Genomic DNA, 21,072 nt, shown 5'->3' on the forward strand with positions numbered 1-21,072 from the left:
AATGAGAGGGACTGTGATGCAGAAGAGACAGAACAAATTAAAATGGAATAATTACAGGATCGGTCTGATCCTGACTGCTGCGATGACGTTCGTGATCCTGCTCGGAATTTTCTGGACGCCGTATGATCCGGAGATGATGCAGGGATCGCTGAAACTTAAGGGACCGTCGCTTGCGCATTGGTTCGGGACGGATCAGTTCGGGCGGGATGTGCTAAGCCGTGTTGTGCGCGGCGCGGGAAGCACGTTTCTGATCGGAGTCGGGACGACCTTGATCGGCGGGATCGGCGGGATGATCCTCGGAGCTGTGACCGGATATTTCGGCGGCTGGCTGGACGAGATCCTGATGCGTGTCAATGATGCGGCGGCGGCATTTCCCAGCGTGCTGCTTGCTCTGGTGATGATCAGCTTGTGGGGAAGCGGAACGTATAAAGTGATGCTGGCTCTCGGGATCGCGTTTATTCCGAGTTTTGCCCGGATCGTGCGTGGAGAATTTATGCGGCTTCGGGAGTCCGACTATGTGATCAGCGCACGGCTGATTGGCGTGAAGACGCCGCGGATCTTGTTCGTGCATATTTTGCCGAATATTCTTCCGGCGCTTTTGTCTGCGCTGGCGATCGGATTTAACAACGCGGTGCTGGCGGAAGCAGGGATGAGTTATCTGGGGATCGGTGTACAGCCGCCGGACGCCAGTCTGGGGCGGATGCTCTCGGAGGCGCAGACGTATTTGTCCGGCGCGCCGTGGTGCGCGGTCTTTCCGGGAGTGTTTCTGGTACTGCTCGTACTGGGCGTGGGATTGCTCGGCGAGGGGATCCTGGATCGGTTCGGAGGTGGAAGATAATGTTGCAGGTAGATAGATTGTCGATCCATTTCGCGGATCGGGAAGAGGTACAGGAAGTGGTGCGCGGGATCTCATTTTCCGTGCAGGATGGTGAGATCGTCGGTATTGTCGGGGAATCCGGATCGGGAAAGACGATGACGGCGCTGACGATCGCCGGACTTTTCAAAGAACATGCGGTTCTGGATGCCGGAACGATACGGCTGGACGGAACCGATCTTTTAAAATTGACAGAGCGGGAAATGCGGCAGGTGCAGGGGAACCGGATCGGTATGATTTTTCAGGAGCCGATGACCGCCTTGAATCCGACGATGAAGATCGGAAGACAGGTGGAGGAGGCGCTGCGTCTGCATACGGATCTGGATAGCCGTGCACGAAAAGCTGCTGTGATCCGGGCGTTGGAAGAGGTGGAACTGGACGAGGCGGAAAAGCTGCTTTCCAAATATCCGCACGAACTTTCCGGCGGTATGCGCCAGCGGGTGATGATCGCGGCGGCGATGATCTGCCGTCCGTCACTTTTGATCGCCGATGAGCCGACGACGGCGCTGGACGCGGCGACTCAGGAAAGTATATTAAAACTGCTGAAAAAGCTGAACGATAAATATGGAATGAGTATTCTGTTCATTTCCCATAACCTGCGCGTCGTCAAAGAATTGTGTACGCGCGTGTTCGTGATGAAAGACGGGGAAATTCTGGAAGAGGGAGAGACGGAAGTTGTTTTCCAAAATCCGAAAACAGAGTACACGAAAGCATTGATCGCGGCGATTCCGGCGCGGGTGGGAGAGAATCCTTACTATGAAATGCTGAAGCAAAAGGCGGGACGGCAGTATGATTGAGCAGGGAATGGAAAAAGAGATTATAAATAAGAAGAAAAAAGTTCTGGAATTCCGGCATGTGAGCGCGTATTATAAAGAAAGAAGCGCGCGAAAAAAAGTGTTGGACGACGTTTCATTTTCCTTGTATGAGGGAGAAATTGTGGGACTGTTGGGGGAGAGCGGAAGCGGAAAGTCCACTTTGTGCAAATGTGTCCTTGGGCTTTTGAAAGAGTGCGAGGGCATAGTGACACATTATACGGAGCGCCCCCAGATGGTATTTCAGGATCCTTACGGTTCCCTGAATCCACGGAAAACGATCGGATGGATCCTGGAAGAGCCGCTCCGCGTCCGGAAAATGGGAACAAAGGAAGAACGAAAGGCGAGGGTTCTGGAAATGCTTGAAACCGTGCATCTTTCCGAGGAACTTTACAGCCGTTATCCGCGGGAATTAAGCGGCGGACAGCGGCAGAGAGTCAGCCTCGCGCAGGCGCTATTGACGGGAACAAAGTTTATCCTGCTGGATGAAGCGCTCTCCGCGTTGGATGTGACGGTGCAGGCACAGATGATCCGGCTGCTCAAAGAACTGCAGGAAAAACAGAATCTTTGTTATCTGTTTGTGTCCCATGATCTGGACGTGGTGAGCCAGATCTGCGATCGTGTGCTTTTTATAAAGGACGGAAAGGTGATCGAAACAACAGGGGCGATCGAATCAAAATGACAGGTGAAATATGAGGACATATAAATTGACAATAGCATATGACGGCTCCCGTTATCAGGGCTGGCAGCGGCAGCCGTCTACGGATCTGACCATACAGGGAACATTGGAAAAGACGATCTCCGGGATCCTAGGGTATGATGTGGAGGTACAGGGTTCGGGAAGAACCGACGGCGGCGTACATGCGAAAGGGCAGACTGCCAGTATCGTGCTGCGCGGAAAGATCGAGGAAGCACAATTCTTAAGTGAATGTGCAAAACGGCTTCCGGAAGATATCTGTATCTGGAAGATCGAGCTTGTAAAGAACGGGTTCCATGCCCGGCACAGCGCCCGCGGAAAATGCTATGTATATACCGTGGATACCCGGGAAAAGGCGGATGTATTTTCCAGAAAATATACGGGACACTATCCGGGGGAACTGGATGTTTCGGCGATGGGAAAAGCTGCGGGCATTCTGGTCGGGGCGCATGATTTTGCGGGATTTACCGATCGGAAAGATGAAAAGTCCACAATTCGGAGAATTTATGATATAATGATAGAACGTCAGGGTGAAAAAGTCGTGATCACTTATCGTGGAAGCGGATTTATGTACCATATGGTACGGATCCTGACGGGAACGCTTCTGGAAGTCGGAAGCGGAATGCGTTCCATTGAAAGTGTCGGGGCGGCGCTCGAATCGAAAGTGCGCGCGGATGCAGGATTTCTTGCGCAGGCAAGCGGACTTACCCTGCGGGAAGTGTACTATCACTGACTGTGTCAGTGTACAAGGATCGCATGGACGTTTGAATACCGACGCTGCGAATGAGGAAGAGAAACAGAGGGGCAGATGTAGGAGACATCTGTCCCTGATTCAATAAAGGAGAGTGACGATGAAGCTTGTATCATGGAATGTAAATGGGCTGAGAGCCTGCGTACAAAAAGGATTTCAGGATATTTTCCGGGAGATCGATGCAGATATATTCTGCGTACAGGAGACAAAGATGCAGGAGGGGCAGCTTGACCTGGAACTGGACGGGTATTACCAGTATTGGAATTATGCGGTGAAAAAGGGGTATTCCGGAACCGCAGTATTTACGAAACAAGAGCCGATCGGGGTCACATACGGGATCGGGATTGAAGAACACGATCAGGAGGGGCGTGTGATCACCTGCGAGTTTGAGGATTTCTATTTTGTGACGGTATATACTCCGAATTCACAGAATGAACTGAAGCGGCTGGATTACCGGATGCGCTGGGAAGACGATTTCCGGGCGTATTTGAAAGCGCTGGATGAGAAAAAGCCGGTGGTGGTGACCGGGGATATGAATGTGGCACATGCGGAGATCGATCTGAAGAATCCGAAGTCAAATCGTAAGAATGCGGGATTTACCGACGAAGAACGGGGGAAATTTACCGAACTTCTGGATGCGGGATTTATCGATACATTCCGCTATTTCTATCCCGATCAGGAGGGGATTTACTCCTGGTGGTCGTATCGGTTTAAAGCCCGTGAGAAAAATGCGGGGTGGCGGATCGATTATTTCTGCGTATCGGAACGGATGAAGGACAGGCTTTCGGATGCGAAGATACTGACGGATATCTACGGATCGGATCATTGTCCGATCTGCTTGGAATTAAAATAAAATGGAGGCGGTCGATATGACGAAGATTGATATTATCTCCGGCTTTCTGGGAGCCGGAAAAACAACATTTATTAAAAAAATGCTGACGGAAGCATTTGCGGGAGAACAGGTCGTGCTTATTGAAAACGAATTCGGAGAGATCGGGATCGACGGCGGATTCTTAAAAGAGTCCGGGATCGAGATCCGGGAGATGAATTCCGGATGTATCTGTTGTTCTCTTGTCGGCGATTTCGGGAAATCGTTAAAAGAGGTCGTGGAAAAGTACCATCCGGACCGGATACTGATCGAGCCGTCCGGCGTCGGAAAGCTGTCGGATGTGATCAAAGCCGTGCGGGACGTGCAGGATGAGATCGATGCGAAACTGAACAGTTTTACAACCGTGGTGGACGTGACGAAATGCCGGATTTACAGTAAGAATTTCGGAGAATTTTTCAGCAACCAGATTGAATATGCGGGTGCGGTGATCTTAAGCAGGACTGACAAAGCGAAACCTGCGAAAGTGGAGGAAAGCATGGAGATCTTGCGCAGTCTGAATGCAAAAGCGCCGGTGATCACGACGCCGATCACAGAGCTGGATGGGAAAAAACTTCTGGAAGTGATGGAGGGAACAAAATCGCTGGAAGAAGAATTGCTGGCGGAACTGACCTGCCCGGAGTGCGGAGAAATCCATGATCATGAGCATGAGCATCATCACGACCACGAGCACCATCACGATCATGAGCATCATCACGACCATGAGCATCATCACGACCACGAGCACCATCACGACCATGAGCACCATCACGATCATGAGCATCATCACGATCATGACCACCACGCCCACCATCACCACGAACACGGGGAAGAATGCAGCTGCGGCTGCGGACATGATCACGGGCATGACCATCATGAGCATGGACATCATCATCATGCAGATGAAGTGTTTACAAGCTGGGGCTGCGAGACGACAAAGACGTACACAAAAGAAAGCATTTCGGAAATTTTGAAGACACTGGAGAGCGACACATCTTACGGAACGATCCTCCGTGCAAAAGGAATGGTCGAGGGAGAAAACGGAGAGTGGATCTACTTTGATATGGTGCCGGAAGAGCATGAGGTACGCGGCGGAGCGGCAGAATATACCGGACGGATCTGTGTGATCGGATCGAAATTGAATGAAGAGAAGATCGCGGAACTGTTTGGTGTCGGAAAAGAGGTGCATTAATATGGAACAGCCGGAAGTAATGGTCTATCTGATGACCGGATTTCTGGACAGCGGCAAGAGCCAGTTCTTAAAATTTACACTGGCGCAGGATTATTTTCAGATCGACGGAACAACGCTTCTTCTCTTATGTGAAGAGGGCGAGGAGGAGTATGATGCCGAAGAATTGAAGAAATACGGCGTTGTGATCGAGACTGTGGACAGTCAGGAGGAACTGACGGAAGATCTGCTGGCTGAGCTGGATGTGAAATATCGTCCGGAGCGTGTCGTGATCGAATATAACGGTATGTGGAAAGTCAGTGATTTTGAAAAAATGAAGCTGCCGGAGGGCTGGGGGATCGAGCAAAAACTGACGACTGTGGACGCCAGCACATTTCAGATGTATTTGACGAATTTGAAACCACTGTTCGTGGAAATGGTACGGGATGCGGAACTTGTGCTGTTTAATCGCTGCACGGATTTAAAACCGCTTGCCGGATACCGCAGAAGTGTAAAAGTAGTGAGCCCGCAGGCGGAAGTGATCTTTGAAGATGAAAACGGCGAGATCGAAAATATTTTCCAGGATCATGTGCCGTATGATCTGAATGCTCCGGTGATCGAGATCCGCCCGGAAGATTACGGGATCTGGTATGTGGATGTGATGGAGAATCCGGATCGGTACCGCGGAAAAATCGTGGAATATACGGCGCGTGTACTGAAGCCGAGAAGTTTTCCGTCCAAGCTGTTTTTCCCGGGAAGAATGGCGATGACCTGCTGTGCGGATGATACGACATTTCTCGGCTATGTGTGCAAAAGCGCATATGCGCCGAAATTAAAAGCCGGGCAATGGGTGAAGATCCGGGCAAAGGTCGAATACGCCAAACTGGCGATGTACCATGGAACCGGACCGGTTCTGGAGGCGGAGCATATAGAAAGCGGAGATGAGATCAAAGAACTGGTGTATTTTAATTAAGAAATTGTCCGTATGAGTGAGGATATGTGAAAATAGAAGGAGGAGTGTGGGGATGGAAAAGAAATATGATGTGATCGCAATGGGAGAACTTCTCGTTGATTTTACAATGAATGGAAAAAGCGAACAGGGAAACGATCTGTTTGAGGCGTGCCCGGGAGGTGCGCCATGCAATGTGCTGGCAATGTTGAACAAACTTGGAAAGAGAACGGCATTTCTCGGAAAGGTCGGAAAGGATCAGTTTGGAATGCTTTTGCACGACACACTGCAGAAAGTAGGGATCAACACGTCCAATCTGCTGATGGATGATACGGTCAATACGACCTTGGCATTTGTGCATACGTTTCCGGACGGAGACCGGGAGTTTTCTTTTTACCGCAATCCCGGGGCGGACATGATGCTTGATGAAAATGATGTGGATCCTGCGTTCATCGGACAGACAAGACTTTTTCATTTCGGAACGCTTTCCATGACCCATGACGGAGTGCGTTCGGCGACGAAAAAAGCTGTGCAGGCGGCAAAAAGATCCGGCGCGTTGATCTCGTTTGATCCGAATCTGCGCCCGCCGCTCTGGAGCAGTATGGAGCTGGCAAAGGCGCAGATGGAATATGGGTGCAGTCAGTGTGATATTCTGAAGATTTCGGATAATGAGATCCAGTTCCTGTCCGGAAAAGAAGATTATGATGAGGGAATCCGTTATCTGCAGGAAACGTATCAGATCCCGTTGATCCTTTTGACAATGGGGAAAGACGGAAGCCGCGCATATTATAAGGAAATGCGTGTGGAGCGCGGAGGCATTCTGTGCAAGACGATCGAGACGACCGGAGCGGGAGATACCTTTTGCGGAAGCGTGCTGAATTATGTGCTGGAACATGGTCTTGATAATCTGACGGAAGAACAGCTTGGAGAAATGCTGTCCTTTGCCAACGCGGCGGCAGCGATCGTCACGACAAGAAAAGGTGCGATCCGGGCAATGCCGGAAAAAGTGGAAGTTTTACGTCTGCTCGGACAGTAAAACCGAAAAAGGAAGATTATGGCTGGGTGAAAGCGGTAAAAAACATACTAAAATGGTCTGAATTAAGGAAATACCATTTTCAGCGAAAGAAATCTGTTGTATAATGACATAAATGTGCAATGGCATGCGTATGCAAAATATCAATGTGTGGGGGCATAAATTGCGGTGTATAGATGTGTTTTACGGCAGCGGAGGAAAAGCAGACAAGAGAGAGAAAACGAGAATAGAGACAAAAGTGGGAGAACCGGGTTTCTCGATAGTTGGGGGATTCGGTTTTCCTTTTGCTAGAGAATGGGGAATGGTATGAAGATAGCGGTAATTGATGACAGAACAGAAGAGATCACATTTCTTACAGAATATCTGGATCAGTATTTAGGAGAACGATCCACATCCTATCAAATGGTGTGCTTTACGTCAGGGGAAGCTTTTCTGGATCATTTTCGTGAAGGAATGTATGCGGTGATTTTTCTGGATGCGGTTTTGGATTCGGAAAATATGAACGGAATGGAAACGGCAAAGAAGATCCGGGAAAAAGATCCGGATGTTATGATCATTTTTTCGACGAATTCACCGGATTTTGCGATCGAGGGGTATACCGTCGGGGCATCGGGATATTTGCTGAAGCCGTATAGTTACGATCAGTTTATGCAGACGATGGATCTTGTGTATGATAAGATCCATCCGGTTCGGAAATATATTGAAGTAAAAGAGAAAAAAATGATGGTACGCGTATTATTGGATGATATTATTTATTGCGATTATGAGAATCATTATATCCGGATCCATACAGCGCGGCGGATGGTGCGCTCTTACATGCAGTTTCGTGAATTGAGCAAACTTCTTATCGGATATGCACAGTTTCAATGCTGCTACCGAAATATCATCATCAATATGGATCAGGTTCAGGAGATGGAGCATGCCGATTTTCTGATGTCCAATGGGGAACGGATTCCGATGCGCAGACAGGAACGGCTGGAGATCCGACAAAAATATGCGGATTATATTTTCGAGAAAACAAATTTATAAATCTTACGAAGAAAGAGGAACAGAGAAGATGAGTGCTACAAAGCTGCAGTTTACGAAAATGCAGGGACTTGGGAATGACTATGTCTATGTAGATTGTACAAAGAAAAAACTGGAAAATGCGTCAGAGGTCGCAGTGAAAGTCAGCGACCGGCATTTCGGAATCGGTTCGGACGGGCTGATTTTGATCAACGCGTCGAGCGTAGCGGATTTTGAGATGGAGATGTATAACGCGGATGGATCCCGCGGAGAAATGTGCGGAAATGGTATCCGTTGTGTTGCAAAATATGTGTATGATTACGGACTGACAGATCAGACGCACATTTCCGTGGAAACACTTGGCGGGATCAAATATCTGGATCTTACGGTGAAAGAGGGACGTGTGCGGCAGGTACGCGTGGATATGGGCAGACCGATGCTGTGTCCGATGGAGATTCCGGTGATCGCAAACGGCGAGTCGGTGATCGATATGCCGATCGAAGTGGACGGTACAGAATACCGGATGACTGCTGTCGGAATGGGAAATCCACATACGGTTGTATTTGTGGAAGATGTGGACGGGCTGGAGATCGAGCAGATCGGTCCGAAATTTGAACATCATCCTTGTTTTCCGAATCGTGTGAACACCGAGTTCGTAAAAGTGCTGGATCGAAATACCGTCAAGATGCGTGTATGGGAAAGAGGATCCGGGGAGACGCTGGCCTGCGGAACCGGAGCATGTGCGGTTGCCGTCGCGTGTATATTGAATGGTCTGACGGAAAATAAAGTAACAGTTCAGCTTTTGGGCGGAGATCTGCTGATCGAATGGGATCGGGAAGCGGACAAGGTTTACATGACCGGACTGGCGGAAGTCGTATTTGATGGAGAGATTGAATTGTGAGAAAATTCTGAAAATAACAAAAAAAACGGAGAAAAAACTTTCTTAAAATTTTTTGTAAAAAAGGGTTGATTTTTTATATGAGTCTGCTATAATAACCATGTTGCGTGTGACAAGTAAGAAAACACAACAGCAACGAGATGATGCGGAATGGTGTAATTGGCAGCACAGCAGACTCTGACTCTGTTAGTAGGGGTTCAAGTCCCTTTTCCGTAGCTGGGAATCTGAATCTCAGGTTCCCTATTTTATCGGAGTGTGGCTCAGCTTGGTAGAGCGCTACGTTCGGGACGTAGAGGTCGCAGGTTCAAATCCTGTCACTCCGACTTGAAGAAACCCTTATAAATAGCGGGTTGTGAGGAATCACAACCCGCTATTTTCTTGTCTGAAATTTTCTATCTAAGAATTTTACCTAAGAATTTTTTTGAAAATCATGATACCAGAAGAGCTTAACTATTGATCAGCAATTAACTGATCTTTCCAGTCTTCAAAATAAGCTGACCAGTCAGCATAAGAAGCTTCCGGATGTGATGTGAAAAAATCTTCTAGGATCGTATTAACATATTTTTGCGAAACGAGTAAGGTCTGATAAACTTCCCGTTCGTATTCCCAATAATCTTCTTCGCTTTTAAAAGTACTGATGATCGCCTCCATTTGTTCTTTAGATATTTCATCTAAATCAGCACTATGGTATAATTGCTTAATAGATTCGACTTCGGCAGCAACTTCATCATCTGTCACACGAATTCCTGCTTCAATGGCTTTTTGGTAAATGGCATCTGATTCTTCTACATAATCCGCAGCTAATTTTTGAGCCTCTTTTTTGTTGTATCCCTGTATCTCGTAGAATTTGATGACCTGTTCCATTTTTTGATCGTCATTCGTTGTGTTTGAGGATTTTACATCTTTTTGATAAAATTGTGAACTAAGATATTCGCCCCATTCGGTGGCGATCTTTTTAACCCCTTTATTATTTTTATCAGTAGCAAAGGTATTATATGCAAGAATTGACACAAATAAAAGAACAAATACGAAAATGACAACTCCGATTCTTTTCTTCATAGTTGGTCTCCTTTTGGGATTTTTTAATAGTTTCAAGATACCATGTATTCTTATGCAAGAAAATAAAATTTCCATAACCGGTAAATTCTTACGGTTTCAGCTGAAGTGTCAGAAAAAGGAAAGACTTCACCCGGGTATAAAAGCAATCCGCATCTTATACACGAGGAATGCGCAAATAAAAAAACTGCCGTGACAGATGACTATAAATCTTTGGTTTCCCCAAAATTTGTAGTCAACTGTTACGGCAGTTGGTAGACACGCTCATCCAATCACGAACTTATACAAGTCAATTTCAGAGACTTTTATACGGCAGATTTATTTTTTGCGGAATGTCGGCAATTTCTTTGAAGCGCGCCGGTCGGGCAGGCTTTCAGACAATCGCCGCAGCGGATACATTCCGGATTGTTAGGTGTTTCCCAGACGCGAATGTCCATGCCGCAGGCTTTTTGACATTTGCCGCATTTTGTACAGCTGCTTTCCTGCACCCGGTACCGATAAAGTGCGATCGGGTTGAAAAGACTGTACACTGCGCCCAACGGACAGAGGTATTTGCAGAATGGGCGGTATACCAATACCGATAAAATTAGAAGAAACATCAGGATTGCGAATTTCCACTGGAAGAGAAAGCCTGCAGCCTGACGCAGCGGCTCGTTGGTCAACAAAAGCGGGATCCCGGCGCCAAGCGTACCGCTGGGGCAAATATATTTGCAGAACCACGGAGAACCCTGACCGATGATGTCTACGGCAATGAGCGGAAGTATGATCACAAAACCGGCAAGGATCAGATATTTTGTCCAAACAAGGATTTTGTGACCGGGAAGATTCTTCCGTTTGGAAATCCATTTTTTTAAAGGTGCGGGAATCGGGATCCGAAAAAGCAGATCCTGCACCAGACCGAACGGACAGAGCCATCCGCAGACGAAGCGTCCGAAGATCGATCCGAACAGCATCAGGAATCCGACGACATAAAAGGAAAAACGATAATTCCGATCGGCGAGGACTGCCTGCAGGGAGCCGATCGGACAGGAGCCGAGGGCGCCGGGACAGGAATAACAGTTCAGTCCGGGAACACAAAGCGTTTTGGCGGGACCGGTGTAGATCCGCCCGGTGGCGAAGCCGTACAGGTATCCGTTCATGACCGCGGAAAAGAGCAGCTGGACAAGCAGCCGCGGACGTTTTATCAGTTTCTGAAAAAAGTTTGTTTTCATAGGTATTTGCTTACTTTCTGTTTGGTTAGCGACAGGAAACGGCATCCTGCAGAATGAAAATATTTTACGGGAACATGTTGATGTTTAACCGATGCCGATACATTCCAGACAGATGTTGATCGATTTGATCAGCACGGTAGCGGTCTCATCTCTCAAAATACCTGCTCCGATAAAAAGTACGGAGAGGATCAGAAGAAAGACGGCAGGCTTATTCGTTCTGTTTGTTTTAGTTGCTTTCATTGTTGTTCTCCTGTGCGGCACGGAGTGTTTCTTCGATGATCTGCGCCCAGGTATCCTGGTCTTTCGCACCGAGATACGGATCTCCGATCTGTTTTCCATTGGAATCTACAAAAAATGTCGTCGGAACGGACTGGACATTTTTCAGAAATCCGGTACGAAGATCGGAAGACGGAATGATGTGCATATAAGTTGTTCCGGTGGCATCGATGATGTCCTGTACCGTGTCGTCGCCGGACTTGGCTACGTCACTGACGATACCGACAACCTGAAATCCTTTGTCTTTGTATTCCTCGGAAAGCGCCTGCAGTGCGGGCATTTCATCGAGACAGTAAGTGCAGAACGTCGTCCACACATTGATCATTGTGACATCCGCCTGTGCAAAGATGGTCTGATCCACAGGTTCGCCGCTTTGTGTTACGGCTGTAAAATCTCCGAGCAGCGAAGATGTCTTGGCGTCGGAGTCCGTTGAGGCAGATGCCTGCGTTCCCTGAGAGGATGTGTCCGTTTCGTCCGGGGAGCCGGAGCATCCGGTTACGGAAATGGATAAAAAAATACCGCATGCGGCGAGAAAGGACAGCGCCCGTCTGCGCATGTAAGATTTCGTTGATTTCATAAAAATGTGTTCTCCTTTACAAATGAATTTGTCTGTTTTCGGGGATTTAGAGTAATCATACAGGGGAGTGGGCAGGGATGTCAAGTGGACACTTCGGGAAAAAGGGATTCAAAAGTGTAACAATCAAAAATGATCATAAATATATAAAAGTGAAAGAAAAGAATTGGTTTTTAATGATGATGACGATATAATACAGACATAAAAAGAAGACAGGAGGAAGACAGATGGTATATACGGTCACGTTTAATCCGTCCATCGACTACATTGTATCCGTCGATGATTTTAAGTTGGGTCTGACGAATCGGGCGAGTTCGGAACTGCTTCTTCCCGGCGGGAAAGGATTGAATGTTTCCATGGTGCTGGGAAATCTCGGGATCGGCAATACGGCGCTCGGATTTGCGGCAGGTTTTACGGGAGAAGAGATTATCCGACGGATTGAGCAGATGGGAGTACAGGCTGACTTTATCAGGATAGAGAACGGAATTTCACGAATCAATTTAAAATTGAAGACGACTGACGGAACAGAGATCAACGGAGTCGGACCGCAGATCGATCCGGATGCGGTCGGGAAATTGACGAAGAAACTGGAAGCCTTAAAAGACGGCGATACACTTGTACTTGCGGGGAGTATACCGGCATCGATGCCGGGTGACATTTACAGCCGGATCATGGAACATCTGGCAGGAAGAAAATTGAATATTGTCGTGGATGCAACGAGAGATCTTCTCGTGAATGTGTTAGGATATCATCCGTTTTTGATCAAACCGAATCATCATGAACTCGGAGAAATCTTTGACGTTGAGTTAAGGAAACGCAGTGAAGTTGTGCTATATGCGAAAGAATTACAGAAAATGGGTGCAAAAAATGTGTTGGTATCGATGGCGGGAGAGGGTGCTGTTCTTATTGCGGAAGATGGGAACGTATATGAAGCGGCGGCGCCAAAAGGTACATTGGTAAACGGAGTCGGAGCGGGGGACTCCATGGTAGCCGGATTCATCTGCGGATGGCTGGAACGGCGGGAATATCGATATGCATTTGAAATGGGAGTATCGGCAGGAAGCGCAAGCGCCTTTTCGGAGAGGCTGGCAACAAAAGAAGAGATCATCCGCTTATACCGGCGCGAATTTGGAAGACTATAGCGTTACGGTGACAGAAGAGACAGAAGCGGCGTCCGGGAAAACGGTTGTTATTTCGGAGGGAATATGCTATATTTTCAGAGGAAACAAGCAAGTTTGAGATAGGAGTAAGAGGAAATGAGTATTCTAAATGTAGAACATCTTTCCCATGGATTTGGAGACCGCGCGATCTTTCAGGACGTTTCGTTTCGGCTGCTTCGCGGCGAACATATCGGTCTTGTCGGAGCGAATGGAGAGGGAAAGTCCACATTTTTTAATATTGTAACGGGAAAATTAAGACCCGATGAGGGCAGGATCGAGTGGGCGAAAGATGTGCGCATCGGCTATCTGGATCAGCATACGGTTCTGGAAAAAGGGATGACGATCCGAGATGTGCTGAAATCGGCGTTTTCTTATCTGTTTGATCTGGAAGCAAAGATGAATGAGATCTGCGACCGACTGGGAAATGTGGATGAAGACGAGATGAACCGGCTGATGGAGGAACTCGGAACGATCCAGGATACGCTGACACTTCATGATTTTTATGTGATCGATGCGAAAGTGGAGGAAGTGGCGCGGGCACTTGGGCTTCTGGATTTGGGGCTGGAACGTGATGTAACGGATCTGAGCGGTGGACAGAGAACGAGGATCCTCCTCGGAAAATTATTGCTGGAAAAACCGGACATCCTGCTGTTGGATGAGCCGACGAACTATTTGGACGAGGAACACATTAACTGGCTGAAGCGCTATCTGACCGAATATGAAAACGCGTTTATTCTGATCTCACATGACATTCCGTTTCTTGATGAGGTCGTGAACATCATTTACCATATGGAAAATCAATGTCTCGACCGGTATGTTGGAAATTATGAGGATTTCCGGCGTGTTTATGAGGTGAAAAAGGCGCAGCTTGAGGCGGCTTATAAGAAACAGCAGCAGGAGATCAGTCAGCTGAAAGATTTTGTGGCACGGAACAAAGCGCGTGTGGCGACGCGAAACATGGCGATGTCGCGGCAGAAAAAGCTGGATAAAATGGATCTGATCGAACTGGCAGCGGAGCGCCCAAAGCCGGAATTCCATTTCCGGATCGGACGGACGCCGGGGAAATATATATTCGAGACAAAAAATTTTGTGATCGGATATGAGGATCCGCTTTCAAAACCGCTGAATCTGACATTGGAGCGCGGACAGAAGATCGCCCTGACCGGAGCGAACGGAATCGGAAAAACGACGTTGATCCGCAGCATCCTCGGAATAGTGAAGCCGTTGAAAGGAAGCTGCGAACTGGGAGAAAATCTGCAAATCGGATATTTTGAACAGGAAACGACAGGAGAAAACCGCTCTACCTGTATCGAGGAGATCTGGAATGAATTTCCGTCCTTTACACAGTATGAGGTGCGTTCCGCACTGGCAAAATGCGGACTTACGACGAAGCATATCGAGAGTCAGGTCCGTGTACTCAGCGGAGGAGAACAGGCAAAGGTAAGGTTGTGCAAACTGATCAACAGGGAGACGAACGTATTGATGCTGGACGAGCCGACTAATCATCTGGATGTGGATGCAAAGGAAGAATTGAAACGGGCTTTGAACGAGTACCGCGGAACATTGCTCTTGATCTGTCATGAACCGGAATTTTATCAGGATATCGTACAGGATGTCTGGGATTGTTCAAAATGGACGACCAGAATTGTGTAAATAGAGAAAGAAAAGAGAAAAAGGAGAACAAAGATGTCACAGGAAACAAATAAGAAAGAAGTGGTAGCAGTAGTAGCAGGGGAAGAGATCACGCAGGAGGAGTTCAACTTCTTTTTACAGGCGGTGCCGAGAGAGCAGCAGGCATATCTGGCAAATCCGCAGTTCCGTCAGCAGTGTCTGGATCAGTTCATCGCGCTGCGGCTGTATGCGAAGTTAGGAGAAGAGTTAAAATTAGAAGAGACAGAAGAATTTCAGACGATGATCGCCAATGCAAAGCGCGATATCCTGGCTCAGATCGCAATGCGCGAGACGTTAAAAGCCGCTTCGGTAAGCGAGGAGGAAGCCGCTGCATATTATGAGGAAAATAAAGAGCAGTACAAAAAAGGAGAGACAGTCCGCGCGAAGCATATTTTGACGGAAACAGAAGAAAAATGCGCAGAGATTCTTGCTGCGATCGAGAAAAATGAGAAATCATTCGAGGACGCTGCGAAAGAATTTTCCACTTGCCCATCCGGTGCTAAGGGCGGAGATCTTGGCGCATTTGGAAGAGGACAGATGGTAAAAGAATTTGAAGACGCTGCATTTTCAGCGGAAATCGGAGCGGTTGTGGGACCTGTGAAAACGCAGTTCGGTTATCATCTGATCAAGGTGGAAGAGAAGAACGAAGCGCAGATCGCATCATTTGACGAGGCGGCAGCCAGCATCCGCAGAATCCTTTTGCAGAAAAAGCAGAAAGAAGTTTATGACGCTAAAGTAGCAGAACTGCGCGGAAAATATATGGAAGAGAAATAATATATGAAAAAAGAAGAACAGAGAAAAAAGGGGATTGATCCGAAGAAAAAGTATTCCTTTTTCAGTCATAAGGAATGCGAATATTTTCCGTGTCATAAAACAGAAGATCCGGAGAATTTTAACTGTCTGTTCTGTTATTGTCCGCTGTATGCGCTCGGAGAGCGCTGCGGCGGCAATTTCCGTTATACGGAGAACGGGATCAAAGACTGTACCGGATGTATGCTGCCGCACAAGCGGGAAAATTACCCGTATGTTATAGGAAAATACGGGGAGATCATGGAGCTGGCGAAGAAACAGGAGCGGAAAAAGGATTGAAATATCTGTTGGAGCGTGGAAGCGGAGGATCAAGAGAGTGCCACTGCTTTTACCGCTTCGATATCTCCGGTAAATACGATTCCGTTCATTCCGGCTTTTTTCGCCGCTTCGATATTTTCCGGTTTATCGTCCAGAAAGAAACAATCTTGTGGATCGAGATCCCATTTATCAAAGAGAAGCCGGTAAATTTCCGGCTGCGGTTTTGCGAGCAGGACCGGTGCGGAGAAAAGGATCCCGTCAAATTCCTTTAAGATCTCATAGACTTCCGATGCGTGATCCGCAAAATAGACAGGCGCGTTGGAGAGCAGATAAATGGAATGCCCGGACGCCTTGAGTTCACGGATAAAATCCCATGTCTGAGTCAGCGGCGTAAGATACCGGTGCCAGTCTTTGAAAAAGGCACGCACATTTTCATGGAGATGCTCGGGAGTTTGTAAAAGCGCCTGATCGATATAGTCTTGATAGCGAATTGTTCCCTCATCTAATGCCTGCCAGTTCTCAAAAATGATTTTTTTTAGGAGCGCCCGATCTTTTTTGTCTTCGCAAAAATGTGTGAGCAATTCCTCGCCGTCAAAGGAAGCGAGTACATTTCCGAAATCAAATACAAAATTTTTATAATTCATTGTGAAAAACCTCCGTTTTAATTTTGATCCATGTGAAAAAACAGCCAGTCCGACTGTTTTGAGTTTAGCAGTTACAGAAGAGAAAGTCAAAAAAATATGAAAAATATGAAATTTTTATGTGGATGTTACCGGAAGTGTTTTTTGTGATAAAATAAAACAAAGATGTGCGAAAATTCCAAGACGGGAGGAATGGATATGAGATTAAAAGTACACACAAAAGCAACACTTTCCGATGCGATGACGGCATTGGAAAAAGCGAACAGGGAAGTGGCGTATCAGGCGGCATTAGAGGGGATCGTCCTGCTGGAAAACGACGGCTGTCTTCCGGTCAAGCCGGGAAAGATCGCTTTGTTTGGAGCAGGCGCAGGTATGACGATCAAAGGCGGAACCGGATCGGGCGAAGTGAACGAGCGGCATGCGGTGTCCATTCGGGAGGGGCTGGAGATGAGCGGGTTCACGGTCACGACAGGAGAATGGATCGACGAATACGCCCGGTTATATGAGGCTGGAGAAAAAGCATACGCAGAGGCATTTCGCAAGAAACTGATGACATTAAACATGACGAATGTGATCAACCTGATGAGCGAGCCGTATCAGTATCCGTTTGGTCAGCCGGTGACAAAGGCAGATCTGGAAGACTCGGGAACGGATACCTGTATTTATGTGATCGCAAGGCAGGCGGGAGAGGGCGCTGACCGCAAGCTGAAAAATAAGGAATATACACTCTCCGAAGTGGAACGGCAGAATATCAGCCTTTGCGCTGCATATTATGAGAAAATGATCGTGGCAGTCAACGTAGGCGCAGCATTTGACATGAATTTCCTGGATGAAATTTCGGGGATCAACGCGGTAGTCTTTTTTGCACAGCAGGGAACGATGGGAGGAAAAGCATTTGCGGATCTTGTGAGCGGTGAGGCGACGCCATCGGGAAAACTGGCAGATACATGGGCGCAGCATTACGAAGACATTCCGTTTGCAAAGGAATATAGCTATTTAAACGGCAATCTGAATGAAGAACATTATAAAGAGGGGATTTATGTAGGATACCGGTATTTTGATTCGTTTCATGTGACGCCGAAATATCCGATCGGTTACGGCTTATCTTATACGACGTTTTCATGGGATATGGAAGAAATCGTTGTGGATCAAACAAAGATCACGGTTTCTGTCCGCGTAAAAAATACAGGGGAACAGTACGCGGGAAAAGAAGTGCTTCAACTTTATGTAAGCTGTCCGGAGGGACGGATTGAGAAAGAATATCAAAAGCTGGCGGCATTTGCAAAAACAGACCGCCTGAAGCCGGGAGAGAGTCAGATCGTGACGCTGCAGTTTGATTTTGCGGATCTGGCAAGTTACAGTACCGCGGATGCGGGAATGATACTGGAAGCGGGAGAATATCGGCTCCGTCTCGGAAACAGCAGCCGAAACACGGAAGTTTGCGCAGTCGTGGAATTGGATGAAGAGGTAGTGACAAAACATTTGGCTCATATTTGCGAGCGGCTCAGTCCGGTGGAGGAACTGCATCAGCCGAAAAGGGAGGCAGCGGAACATACAGGCAGGGAAAACACAGACGGAGAACATACAGGCAGGGAAAATTCGGACAAAGAGACAAACGCTCCGGAGAATGTTGCCCATCGGGCGATCTGTGCCTCCGATTTTGAAACAATCGAATATCATTACAAAAATCCGGATGTGTATTCCTCGGAAAAGCTGGATCCGATCCTGAACAAACTTTCCACAGAGGAACTGGCGGCCTTGACGGCAGGCGCAGGAATACGCGGACAGAAAAAGTTTTTTGAAGCGCCGGGTTCCGCGGGATTTACGACAGGAAAACTCCTTGGAAAAGGCATTCCGAACGTCGCGCTTGCGGACGGACCGGCAGGGCTGCGGCTGCAAAAAAGGTCTGCGCTTATGAGAAGCGGCAAACTGAAAGCGGTAGATCCGTTTATTTCGTTGATGAATTATATGCCGGATTTTGTGAAAAAACTGATGCTTGCGGATCCGGATAAAAATATCCTGCTTTATCAGTTTACGACAGCGTTTCCGGTGGGGCTGGCACTGGCTCAGAGTTGGAACACCGAATTGGTTGAGAAAGTCGGAAATGCAGTCGGAGAAGAAATGAAAGCATATGGAGTGACGTATTGGCTGGCGCCGGCGCTGAATATTCATCGGAATCCATTGTGCGGACGTAACTTTGAATATTATTCGGAAGATCCGCTGATCTCCGGGAAAATGGCGGCGGCAATGACGCGCGGCGTGCAGAAAAACAGGGGCTGTTTTGTGACGATCAAGCATTTTTGCTGTAATAATCAGGAAGATAACCGAAATCGGACGAATGCAAATGTAAGTGAGCGGGCGCTTCGGGAGATTTATCTGCGTGGGTTTGAAATTGTTGTGAAAGAAGCGTATCCGGGGGCGGTGATGTCCAGTTATAATAAAGTAAACGGCGAATATGTCAATAACAGTTACGATCTTTTGACAAAAGTATTGCGGAATGAATGGGGATTTGACGGTTTGGTGATGACCGACTGGTTTGCAACCGGAAAAGGACTCGGGGATCATGCAAAGGCGATCGCGGCAGGAAACGATCTGCTGATGCCGGGAGGAGACGGCGCAGTCAAAGCAGTAACGAAAGCCGTGCAGGATGGTGTGATCACAGTGACCGATGTGCGAAGATGTGCGGCAAATGTTCTGCATGGAATCATGTCCAGCAGGATTTATTATGCATTCTGCAAAAAGAACGGAACACTGCTTCGTTAGGCGAAAGCGGAAAGTATTTTGAGAAAACAGAGAGTAAAAATCCGCAGTGAGTATTTGATGAAAAAATAAATTTTATAAATAATTAATAAAATAGATTAAAAATCATATGTATTTCTGACCAATCCTCTGTCGCTGGAAGAATAGACAGATGTTAGGATAGGACTATCAAATCAAAGGACGACTAGAGGAGGAAGTCATGGAAAATCAAGTAGCAACACAAGAGAAAACCAACAAACTGACAGGCTTTTGCTACAGTTTCGGTGAGGTCGGATCCCAGCTTTCCTGGTATATGATCAACACCTATCTGACCGTATTTTATACGGATATTGTAGGCTTAAGCGCGAGTGCGATTTCATTGATCATGCTGATCGCACGAGTATGGGATGCGATCAATGATCCGATGATGGGAGTAATCGCAGACAGAACAAGAACACGCTGGGGCAAATTCAGACCATATCTGATGTTTGCTTCTCCGTTCCTTGCAATCTTTAACGTATTGACTTTTACCGTGTTCCCGGTTCAGGGGCTGGCGAAAGTGATCCTTTGTCTTGTATGTTACATCGGAGCCGGTATGGCTTATACCGCGATCTGCGTTACATACGGCGGACTGGTAAACCTGATCGCGCGTGATTCCCAGGTTCGTATGAACTATACAGCATACAGAGCGACAGGAGCATCTGTGATCAAGATGATTCTTTCAGCAGGCGCAATGCCGTTGATCCTGTTCTTCAGCAAGAGCGACGCTGCAAACGCACAGGGATATTTCTGGGCGACGATCGTATTTTCAGTGCTGATGTTGCCATGTTTCTGGATTTGTGCTGCAAGATGTAAAGAAACGGTTGTAGTTGAGGCACCTCAGCAGACAGTAAAGAAGAGATCCGTACTGGAATCCCTGAAACTGATGTGCAAGAACAAAATGCTTTTGATCACCGTATCGAACGTATTTCTCGGAGCGCTTGCGATCATGTGCCGTATGTCGATGCTGACATATTATGTAATCTATGTGGTTGGTTCCTTTACAATGATCGCTCCGATTTTTACGATCATGACAGTTACCGAATTACTCGGATGTCTGGCACTTCCGTGGGGAACAAAGACATTTGGAAAGAGAAACTGGCTGCTGATCCTCAACGTAATCATGGTATTCGGATTTGTGACGATGTTTATCGTACCGGCAAACAACAATGTATTCCTGCTTACGATCAGTGCGATCATTGGATTTGGAAACTCTGCTGCAAATGTCAGCACAGGTATGCTTTCCGACTGTATCGAATATGGAGACTGGAAATACGGAATCCGTGAGGAAGGGCTTACCTATTCCTACATGAGCTTTGGTGTAAAACTTGCGACAGCAGTCGGCGGTTCTGCAACAGTACTGCTTCTTGCGGCAACCGGTTATGTTCCGAATGCAGAACAGACAGAAGCGGTAAAGACAGGTATCAACGCAATCGTAAACCTGTTCCCGACAATCTGTATCATCATTTCCATGATTCCTCTGTTCTGGTACAAACTGGATAAGAAGATGATGGATAAGATCCGTGTGGAATTGGATGAAAGAAATGCGAAAAATGCATAAACAGTATAGCTGATAAAAAGATGT

At 47.4% G+C, this 21,072-nt stretch carries 21 protein-coding genes, 2 tRNA genes and 1 riboswitch; of the genes, 18 read left to right on the forward strand and 5 right to left on the reverse strand.

The genetic code is table 11. The annotated features are described in order from the left end of the window. Positions 1 to 16: 16 nt before the first annotated feature. The 12 genes from I2H87_RS01450 to I2H87_RS01505 all read left to right on the forward strand — a co-directional run bounded on the left by I2H87_RS01450 (position 17) and on the right by I2H87_RS01505 (position 9,375). On the forward strand, positions 17 to 838 hold the full coding sequence (locus tag I2H87_RS01450) for an ABC transporter permease (protein ID WP_195609147.1): 822 nt from the start codon (positions 17 to 19) through the stop codon (positions 836 to 838). After that, the gene (locus I2H87_RS01455; protein WP_009267208.1) at positions 838 to 1,671 is read left to right on the forward strand and encodes an ABC transporter ATP-binding protein; all 834 of its coding nucleotides are present in this window, start codon (positions 838 to 840) and stop codon (positions 1,669 to 1,671) included. The genes I2H87_RS01450 and I2H87_RS01455 overlap by 1 nt, the downstream gene beginning before the upstream one ends. Then, positions 1,664 to 2,368: an ABC transporter ATP-binding protein gene (locus tag I2H87_RS01460; protein WP_009267207.1), complete on the forward strand. Its 705-nt coding sequence runs from the start codon at positions 1,664 to 1,666 to the stop codon at positions 2,366 to 2,368. Before I2H87_RS01455 ends, I2H87_RS01460 begins: the two co-directional genes overlap by 8 nt. A 10-nt stretch (positions 2,369 to 2,378) precedes the next feature. After that, positions 2,379 to 3,116 (forward strand): tRNA pseudouridine(38-40) synthase TruA, encoded by a 738-nt coding sequence (truA, locus tag I2H87_RS01465; protein ID WP_117551476.1) that lies wholly within the window; start codon positions 2,379 to 2,381, stop codon positions 3,114 to 3,116. Positions 3,117 to 3,234: 118 nt separating this feature from the next. Beyond that, positions 3,235 to 3,987 carry an exodeoxyribonuclease III gene (locus tag I2H87_RS01470; protein ID WP_195609148.1) on the forward strand — a complete coding sequence of 251 codons (753 nt, stop codon included), beginning with the start codon at positions 3,235 to 3,237 and terminating at the stop codon, positions 3,985 to 3,987. 16 nt (positions 3,988 to 4,003) lie between these two features. After that, positions 4,004 to 5,191, forward strand: coding sequence for a CobW family GTP-binding protein (locus tag I2H87_RS01475; RefSeq protein WP_117551474.1), 1,188 nt, complete (start codon positions 4,004 to 4,006; stop codon positions 5,189 to 5,191). A 1-nt stretch (position 5,192) separates the two neighbouring features. Continuing rightward, entirely contained in the window at positions 5,193 to 6,140 is a 948-nt protein-coding gene (locus tag I2H87_RS01480) for a TIGR03943 family putative permease subunit (RefSeq protein ID WP_195609149.1), read from the forward strand. Positions 6,141 to 6,192: 52 nt separating this feature from the next. Continuing rightward, on the forward strand, positions 6,193 to 7,152 hold the full coding sequence (locus I2H87_RS01485; RefSeq protein WP_117551472.1) for a carbohydrate kinase family protein: 960 nt from the start codon (positions 6,193 to 6,195) through the stop codon (positions 7,150 to 7,152). Positions 7,153 to 7,455: 303 nt separating this feature from the next. Next, positions 7,456 to 8,178 (forward strand): LytR/AlgR family response regulator transcription factor, encoded by a 723-nt coding sequence (locus tag I2H87_RS01490; RefSeq protein ID WP_009267201.1) that lies wholly within the window; start codon positions 7,456 to 7,458, stop codon positions 8,176 to 8,178. A 43-nt stretch (positions 8,179 to 8,221) separates the two neighbouring features. Continuing rightward, complete coding sequence (gene dapF / locus I2H87_RS01495; RefSeq protein WP_334299419.1) at positions 8,222 to 9,055, forward strand: diaminopimelate epimerase; 834 nt, start codon at positions 8,222 to 8,224, stop codon at positions 9,053 to 9,055. Positions 9,056 to 9,196: 141 nt separating this feature from the next. Beyond that, positions 9,197 to 9,268 (forward strand) — tRNA-Gln (locus tag I2H87_RS01500). 33 nt (positions 9,269 to 9,301) lie between these two features. Then, positions 9,302 to 9,375: transfer RNA gene (locus I2H87_RS01505), tRNA-Pro, on the forward strand. A 127-nt stretch (positions 9,376 to 9,502) separates the two neighbouring features. Here I2H87_RS01505 and I2H87_RS01510 read toward each other — a convergent pair. From I2H87_RS01510 to I2H87_RS01525, 4 genes are all read right to left on the reverse strand, one after another. After that, on the reverse strand, positions 9,503 to 10,111 hold the full coding sequence (locus tag I2H87_RS01510; RefSeq protein ID WP_195609151.1) for a hypothetical protein: 609 nt from the start codon (positions 10,109 to 10,111) through the stop codon (positions 9,503 to 9,505). Positions 10,112 to 10,320: 209 nt separating this feature from the next. Next, positions 10,321 to 10,416: riboswitch (purine riboswitch) on the reverse strand. Then, positions 10,414 to 11,319, reverse strand: a complete 906-nt coding sequence (locus I2H87_RS01515; protein WP_195609152.1) for a 4Fe-4S binding protein — start codon at positions 11,317 to 11,319, stop codon at positions 10,414 to 10,416. It overlaps the preceding riboswitch by 3 nt. A gap of 84 nt (positions 11,320 to 11,403) precedes the next feature. Then, on the reverse strand, positions 11,404 to 11,559 hold the full coding sequence (locus I2H87_RS01520; RefSeq protein WP_195609153.1) for a CD1871A family CXXC motif-containing protein: 156 nt from the start codon (positions 11,557 to 11,559) through the stop codon (positions 11,404 to 11,406). Beyond that, the gene (locus I2H87_RS01525) at positions 11,546 to 12,172 is read right to left on the reverse strand and encodes a TlpA disulfide reductase family protein (protein WP_195609154.1); all 627 of its coding nucleotides are present in this window, start codon (positions 12,170 to 12,172) and stop codon (positions 11,546 to 11,548) included. The genes I2H87_RS01520 and I2H87_RS01525 overlap by 14 nt, the downstream gene beginning before the upstream one ends. Before the next feature lie 224 nt (positions 12,173 to 12,396). On the opposite strand from I2H87_RS01525, the gene pfkB reads away from it, so the two are divergent. From pfkB to I2H87_RS01545, 4 genes are all read left to right on the forward strand, one after another. Beyond that, positions 12,397 to 13,311 carry a 1-phosphofructokinase gene (pfkB, locus tag I2H87_RS01530; RefSeq protein ID WP_195609155.1) on the forward strand — a complete coding sequence of 305 codons (915 nt, stop codon included), beginning with the start codon at positions 12,397 to 12,399 and terminating at the stop codon, positions 13,309 to 13,311. 114 nt (positions 13,312 to 13,425) lie between these two features. Next, positions 13,426 to 14,982: an ABC-F family ATP-binding cassette domain-containing protein gene (locus tag I2H87_RS01535; protein WP_009267191.1), complete on the forward strand. Its 1,557-nt coding sequence runs from the start codon at positions 13,426 to 13,428 to the stop codon at positions 14,980 to 14,982. 33 nt (positions 14,983 to 15,015) lie between these two features. After that, positions 15,016 to 15,774, forward strand: a complete 759-nt coding sequence (locus tag I2H87_RS01540; protein WP_195609156.1) for a peptidylprolyl isomerase — start codon at positions 15,016 to 15,018, stop codon at positions 15,772 to 15,774. A 3-nt stretch (positions 15,775 to 15,777) separates the two neighbouring features. After that, positions 15,778 to 16,089 carry a cysteine-rich small domain-containing protein gene (locus tag I2H87_RS01545; protein WP_195609157.1) on the forward strand — a complete coding sequence of 104 codons (312 nt, stop codon included), beginning with the start codon at positions 15,778 to 15,780 and terminating at the stop codon, positions 16,087 to 16,089. Between the two features lie 29 nt (positions 16,090 to 16,118). Here I2H87_RS01545 and I2H87_RS01550 read toward each other — a convergent pair whose 3' ends face one another. After that, positions 16,119 to 16,712 (reverse strand): HAD family hydrolase, encoded by a 594-nt coding sequence (locus tag I2H87_RS01550; protein ID WP_195609158.1) that lies wholly within the window; start codon positions 16,710 to 16,712, stop codon positions 16,119 to 16,121. A gap of 195 nt (positions 16,713 to 16,907) precedes the next feature. Here I2H87_RS01550 and I2H87_RS01555 point away from each other — a divergent pair, with 195 nt between their 5' ends. Together I2H87_RS01555 and I2H87_RS01560 are read left to right on the forward strand one after the other, a co-directional pair. Beyond that, positions 16,908 to 19,472 carry a beta-glucosidase gene (locus I2H87_RS01555; protein WP_195609159.1) on the forward strand — a complete coding sequence of 855 codons (2,565 nt, stop codon included), beginning with the start codon at positions 16,908 to 16,910 and terminating at the stop codon, positions 19,470 to 19,472. A 196-nt stretch (positions 19,473 to 19,668) separates the two neighbouring features. After that, positions 19,669 to 21,048: an MFS transporter gene (locus I2H87_RS01560; protein ID WP_022151891.1), complete on the forward strand. Its 1,380-nt coding sequence runs from the start codon at positions 19,669 to 19,671 to the stop codon at positions 21,046 to 21,048. Positions 21,049 to 21,072 lie beyond the last annotated feature (24 nt).

The sequence above is a fragment of the Mediterraneibacter glycyrrhizinilyticus genome (assembly GCF_015560805.1).
Classification (GTDB): Bacteria; Bacillota; Clostridia; order Lachnospirales; family Lachnospiraceae; genus Schaedlerella; species Schaedlerella glycyrrhizinilytica_A.